The following is a 5936-nucleotide window of genomic DNA, read 5'->3' as shown; positions in this document are numbered from 1 at the left end:
TCGATGCGCACGCGCGCCGACCCCGCGCCCGAATAGCCGAGCACGCGCGCCGCGCCGAACGACAGGTCGATCACGCGACCGCGCGCATACGGCCCGCGATCGTTGATGCGCACGACCACGGAGCGCCCCGTCGCGGGCAGCGTCACGCGCGCGAACGAGCCGAACGGCAGCGTGCGATGCGCCGCCGTCAAGGCGTACATGTCGAAACGTTCGCCGTTCGCGGTGCGATGGCCGTGGAATTCGCGTCCGTACCACGACGCGATGCCGGTCTGAAAGCGTCGCTGCGCGTGCTTGAGGTGCGGGCCGGACGGCGCGTGGCGCAGCGCGACGCGCTTGTTCTTCTGCGCCGAGACGACATGCGCCTCGCGCGCTTCATACGGGATCGGCGAAACCGGCGCGGGCTTGCGCGCCTGCGCCACGCCCATCAACACAAGCAGCAGCGGCACGAGCGCGACGCGCGCGGTTTTGCGCCGCGCACGCCCGAACGCCGCGGCAGATTGGATCTTCTTCAACGTGTCCCCGATGGTCTGATTGTTTTTGCGCCCACACCTCGCTGGCGCGCAGCGTGCGCCCGGTCAGGGCTGCGTGAGCGGCCCCGAACCGGCAGGCAGATGCGCAAGCGGATCGACCGGCTTGCCGCCTTCGCGCATCTCGAACTGGAGCAGCGCCTGGCCGTCGTCGCGCGCGCCCATTTCGGCGATGGACGCGCCCTGCTGCACCGGATCGCCTTCCGCAACGAGCAGGCGGCGGTTGTTGCCATACGCGGTCACATAGCCGTTCTCGTGCTTGACGATCACCATCAGCCCGTAAGCCTTGATGCTGTCTCCCGCATACACCACGCGCCCCGGCGCGGCGGCGCGGATCGGCGTGCCCGCGCGGCCGGCGATCTCGATCCCGCGCGCGCCATCGGCACCGAACTCGCGGACGATCACGCCGCTCACGGGCCACACGAAGCGACTGGCCGCGCTCGCGTTCGCACGCGCCTGCGACTGCGCTTGAGCCGACCCGCCGTCATGCCACGAACTCCAGTCCGGCGGCCCCATCCGCAGCGTCTGCCCGGCATGCAGCGGCGCGTTTTCCGCCAGACTGTTCCATTGCGCGACGTCGCGCGCATTGCGCCCGAAGGCGAAGGCCACGCTCTGCAAGGTGTCGTTGGGCTTCACGCAGTAGTAGCCCGCGATCACGCTATGGCACGCCGCCGTTGCGCCGCCGCGCTCGAAGTCGCCGTCGATCGCACAACCGGACAGCGTCGCGACCATCGTCGCAGCCACGGTCGCTGCCCGCCCACTTGCCCACACCGCGCCGCTTCCCGGCATGCCCACGAACGACTCCAGCCACGATTTCATTGATTCGTCATCCTATGTTTATCGGCAATGCAAGCGGCGCGTCGATTCGATGGATGCCGCAACGCGCCCGCTCGAATGCGCAAACGGCGCAAGTCCCGTTCGGGAGCCTGCGCCGCTGCGAAATGCGCCGCTTCAGGCGGCCATGACGTTGGCGTTAGTGCTGGAATGCCGGCGCCTGATCGATCGGCTGTGCGCGATCGGCGGGCGATTGCAGGGCGGCGTCGCGGCGGGCGTGGTGCTTGCCGCTGTGCTTGTGAGCGTGCTTGTGATGATGACCGGCGGGCGCGGCGGATGCCGTCTGCGTGAAGGCGGCGGCGGAAACGAAAACAGCGAGGCTGGCGATCAGGATGCGCTTCATGGCGTGACTCGATAAAACGGGATTAAGGAGGATCAAGGACCGACGAACCGGTTGGCCCTCGCTCGCTAAACGCCCACCTTATCGCCCAGTTGACGCCCCGCTCTCACACCTGACAATCCTTTACAACAATGCGTGAAACCCGACCAGCTCTGCAAATTTCCCTTAAATTGCAGGGCTGTTTCGCGCGACGTCGATTGCGTACGCGATGACTTCAGAACACACCGAGCGCGAGTCCCGCCGCGAGTCCTTCGCCGAGTTCGGCGCAACGCGCGAGATCGTCGGGGCCGATGATTTTCGGCGCGAGAATGCGTTCGGGCGTTTGCGCGAGCGTGCAGACGATCAGGCCTTGCGCCACGGCTTTCAGCCGCCAGCCCGTCGCGATGCGTTCGATCTGGCGCAGCGCGTTTTGCCCGTCGCTGCCCGCGCAGATCATCGCGGCATAAGGACGCCCGTTCACGCGATCGAGCGCCGCGTAATAGCAGCGATCGAAGAAGTCCTTCATCAGCCCGGCCATCGATGCGAGGTTTTCGGGCGTCGCGAACAGATAGCCGTCGGCGGCCAGCACATCGTCGGGAACCGTGGCGTCGGCGCGCTGCAGACGCACGCTCACGCCCGCCTGCGCTCGCGCCGCGCGCGCGGCCGCTTCGGCCATCTGCTGCGTGCCGCCCGTCATCGAGTGATAGACGATCAATAGCGTTTTCATTGCGTCTTTATGAGTGAGCCTGTTCGCTTCGCGAAATGCCGATGATACCGTGCCGCCCGTCCGCACTGCGCGCATCCAACGCTTCGCAGTATCATCATGCGATGCCTCCCTCCACCTATGTCGCCCTGCTGCGCGCCGTGAATGTCGGCGGCACCGGCAAGCTCGCCATGACCGAACTGCGCGCGATGTGCGAAGCGCTCGGCTTCGCCAACGTGCGCACCTATATCGCCAGCGGCAATGTCGTGTTCGACAGCCGCCTCACCGCATCGAGCGTGAAGAAGCAGTTCGAAGCGAGCCTCGAAGATTACGCGGGCAAACCCGTCGGCGTGCTGTTGCGCAACGCCGCCGAGATGGCCGCCATCGTCGCCACCAATCCCTTCGCCGATGCGCCGCCCGATCGCACTGTCGCGATCTTCCTCGACGCCGCGCCGCCCGCGAATCTGCTCGACACGGCGCGCGGCCAGCAAGCGGAAAGCATCGTCGCGGGCAAGCGCGAAATCTACGTGCATTATCCGGACGGCATTGGCCGCTCGAAGCTCAAACTGCCCGCCGCCGCCGAAGGCACCGCGCGCAACATGAACACCGTCGCCACGCTCGCGCAATGGGCCAATCAGCGCGCCGAATAAAAATGAAAGCTCGCTGACGCCTTCGCGAAGCCGCGGTGCAGCACGGCTGTCACGCGTCTGTCTTATGATGAAACGCCATGCACCCGGAGATGCAGACGATGACGCTTCCGTACGGTTTCGCAAAAGGCAAGATCACTTCCGCGCCGCAACTCAAGCCCACGCAGCGGCCGCATGAAGTGCAGTATCACCTGCATTTCAGCCTCGACGTGGGCGGCGCGCAGTGGGACGTGGCGGTCAATGTCGGCACCACCGACGCCGACGACCTGCTCAAATACAAGCTGCTCTTCGATTTTCGCCACGCCATTTTGCAGACGCTGCAAGCCGATGCATCGGGCGAGCAGAATCTCACGGGCCAGCATGCGCTGCCCGCGCTCGATTTCCAGCGCAGCGACTTTCTCGCCAACACCGGCGCATGGCGCAACAGCGACGTGATGGACGGCACCGATGCCGTCGAGCCGGTCGCCACGCTCCAGCGCCTTCTGTTGCGCGCGCAACAATCCGGCTACGACGTCTATGTGTATGGCCGCTTCTACAGCGAAGGCAACGGCGTCCACGACGTCCACATGAACCAGGGATCGAAAGGCGAATTCATTCATCGCGCGGGCAACGACCGCAACGATCACAACGACATCTGGCAGGACGGCGCGTTGCTCGTCGATGTGGGCGCGCCGCAATGGGCGCTCTATGTGGCCGCGTTCGATCAGCAATATCTGCCGACCGACGATCTCGGCAATCCCACCGCGGATTCGAAACCGATCGCCTGAGCGGGCGGCGCGATCCGGCCCCGCCGCAAGATAAGCGCGGCGGTATGCACGACATGTCAGGCCGATCGTTGAAGCGGCGGCGCGTGGCGTCGTAATATACGCGAAGTCATATCGACGCTTTGTCGATTTTCAGTCGATTGCCGTCAGGCCGCCGCGCGGCCCGGAGCTTCCACGATGAACCTCGCGCCCCAAGCCGCCCCGGCACAGTCCGCCGATCACACCGACGAAGACGTCGTACTCACGCTCTCCGGCAGCGTGGTGCTGCCCCAAACGCTCACGCTCGCAGCCTTGCGCGCGATGCCGAGCGTCACGTGCGCGCCCTTCGATCTGCGTTGCTACACCACGCAGCGGTTCATCCGCACGGTCGAGCCTTATCGCGGCGTGCTGCTTACGGCGCTGATCGAGCACGCGGGCCTGCACTGCGAAGCGCCCGGCGACTTCAAGCGCATGATCTTTCTGGCCGTCGGTCATGACGGCTATGCCGTGCCGTTCACGTGGCACGAGCTGTTCAACTCGCCGGTGGGCGAGCAGGCCATCGTCGCCTATGAATGCGGCGGCAAGCCGCTCAGCGCCGCGGACGGCGCGCCCGTGCTGTTTTCCGGCGCGGACAACGTGCCCGCGCCGCGCCATCTGAAGCGCCTCGCGCGCATCGAAACGCGCGTGCTCGCGCCTTGAACATGCCTTGAGCGCGCCGCTCAGGCGAGCGCCGCCAGCGCGTGCTTGAGGCCCATCACCGCGCGCGCCGACGTCATACTCCCGCGCTCCGGAAAGAAACCGAGTTCGACGCCCTTGTGCTCGCCGTGCGCGAACACCGCGCGGCACGACGCGTGCACCTGCGTCGCGCCGCTCGCGCGCACGATGCCCGCCACGTTGAGCGCGTCGACGCCGCTGCCCGGCATGATGCCGATGCGGTTCGCCGCGTGCCGCACGAGCGCATTCAGCGCGACGATGCCATCGGCGGCACGCGCCGCGCCGCCCGAAGTCAGAATGCGTTCGAAGCCCAGCGCCACCGCTTCTTCGAGCGCGCGCGCGGGATCGGGCACGAGGTCGAAGACGCGATGCAACGTGGTGCCGAGCCCGCGCGCGCGTTCGCACAGGACGGCCAGCATGTGCACGTCGAGCTGACGATCGGCCCGCGCCGCGCCGAGCACGACGCCCGCAAGACCGGCCGCGCGCATGGCGTCGATATCGGCGAGCATGGCTTCCGTGTCGGCGGGCGACCACGCGAACGAGCGCGCGTGCGGCCGGATCATCGCGTAGACGGGAATCGGCGCGTGCGCCGCCGCCGCGATCAGGCCGGGCGTCGGCGTGAGGCCGCCCAGATCGAGCGCCGAGCACAATTCAATCCGATCGGCGCCGCCCGCGATGGCGGCGTCGAGTCCGTCCACGCTGTCCACGCAGATTTCGAGCGTTATAGGCATCGGCGATCCTTGTTTCATGAGGTGAAAGCGTTGGCGAGGCTTAGCGAGTTGACGCCTGACGCGCGAGCAGCGCCGCGCCGATCATCCCGCCATCGGCGCTGAAACGGCCGGGCACCACGAGCGGTTCGTCGCGCCGATGCAGCACGCGCGAGCGGACCGCCTGATCGAGCCGCGCGATCAGCGCGGGCGAACCGGCGAGCCCGCCGCCCACCGTCACGCGCGATGCGCCCGTGACGTTGACCACGGCAGCCAGCGGATCCGCGACCAGTTCGAGCCAGACGCCGATCGTGCGCGTTGCGGCGCGGTCGCCGTGCGTCCAGGCATCGAGGATCGCGTGGCTGTCGGGCGCGGATGTCGGTGAATCCGTGGGCGATTCCGCGTTCAGGAACGCATGCAGCCGCTCGATCCCGCGCGCGCCGCCTATCGTATCGACGCAACCGCGCTGGCCGCAGCCGCACGCGAAGCGCGGCACGTACAGCGGCTCGGGCTCGCCTTCCGGCTGACATTGCGTGTTAACGATCGGACCGTGGCCCCACTCGCCCGTCACGCCGCCCGCGCCCTGAATCAACTGTCCGTTCGCGACAAGGCCGCCGCCGACGCCCGTGCCGAGCACGGCGGAGAACACCACGCGGTGACCGGCGCCCGCGCCCGCCACGGCTTCGGCGAGCGCGAGGCAGTCGGCGTCGTTCGCGGCGAACACCGGGCGGCCGAGCCGCGC

The 5936-nt window shown here is 67.5% G+C and carries 9 protein-coding genes; 4 read left to right on the top strand and 5 right to left on the bottom strand.

Annotation, left to right across the window (positions count from 1 at the left end; translation table 11 throughout):
* Both G3N97_RS35760 and G3N97_RS35755 read right to left on the bottom strand, forming a co-directional pair.
* Positions 1-512: septal ring lytic transglycosylase RlpA family protein (locus G3N97_RS35760; RefSeq protein ID WP_241031047.1), on the bottom strand; the 512-nt coding region annotated here is incomplete at its 3' end.
* 63 nt (positions 513-575) lie between these two features.
* Positions 576-1271, bottom strand: a complete 696-nt coding sequence (locus tag G3N97_RS35755) for a peptidoglycan DD-metalloendopeptidase family protein (RefSeq protein WP_346778169.1) — start codon at positions 1269-1271, stop codon at positions 576-578.
* Positions 1272-1314: 43 nt separating this feature from the next.
* Here G3N97_RS35755 and G3N97_RS35750 point away from each other — a divergent pair, with 43 nt between their 5' ends.
* A complete protein-coding gene (locus G3N97_RS35750; RefSeq protein WP_205997538.1) occupies positions 1315-1719 on the top strand; it encodes a hypothetical protein in 405 nt (134 codons plus the stop codon).
* Positions 1720-1915: 196 nt separating this feature from the next.
* Here G3N97_RS35750 and G3N97_RS35745 read toward each other — a convergent pair whose 3' ends face one another.
* Entirely contained in the window at positions 1916-2407 is a 492-nt protein-coding gene (locus G3N97_RS35745) for an NAD(P)H-dependent oxidoreductase (RefSeq protein ID WP_205997537.1), read from the bottom strand.
* Between the two features lie 101 nt (positions 2408-2508).
* Between G3N97_RS35745 and G3N97_RS35740 the strand changes: the two genes are divergently transcribed.
* From G3N97_RS35740 to G3N97_RS35730, 3 genes are all read left to right on the top strand, one after another.
* Entirely contained in the window at positions 2509-3033 is a 525-nt protein-coding gene (locus G3N97_RS35740) for a DUF1697 domain-containing protein (RefSeq protein WP_205997536.1), read from the top strand.
* A 98-nt stretch (positions 3034-3131) separates the two neighbouring features.
* Complete coding sequence (locus tag G3N97_RS35735; protein ID WP_205997535.1) at positions 3132-3797, top strand: DUF2278 family protein; 666 nt, start codon at positions 3132-3134, stop codon at positions 3795-3797.
* A gap of 174 nt (positions 3798-3971) precedes the next feature.
* A complete protein-coding gene (locus G3N97_RS35730; protein WP_205997534.1) occupies positions 3972-4472 on the top strand; it encodes a molybdopterin-dependent oxidoreductase in 501 nt (166 codons plus the stop codon).
* A 20-nt stretch (positions 4473-4492) separates the two neighbouring features.
* Here G3N97_RS35730 and G3N97_RS35725 read toward each other — a convergent pair whose 3' ends face one another.
* Together G3N97_RS35725 and G3N97_RS35720 are read right to left on the bottom strand one after the other, a co-directional pair.
* Positions 4493-5218: a copper homeostasis protein CutC gene (locus tag G3N97_RS35725; protein WP_205997533.1), complete on the bottom strand. Its 726-nt coding sequence runs from the start codon at positions 5216-5218 to the stop codon at positions 4493-4495.
* A 40-nt stretch (positions 5219-5258) separates the two neighbouring features.
* Positions 5259-5936: ROK family protein (locus G3N97_RS35720; RefSeq protein WP_205997532.1), on the bottom strand; the 678-nt coding region annotated here is incomplete at its 5' end.

The organism is Paraburkholderia sp. Ac-20347 (assembly GCF_017104805.1).
GTDB classification, from domain to species: Bacteria; Pseudomonadota; Gammaproteobacteria; order Burkholderiales; family Burkholderiaceae; genus Paraburkholderia; species Paraburkholderia tropica.
Note: the sequence above shows the minus strand (reverse complement) of the source record. Positions and strands in the feature narration are given on the sequence as shown.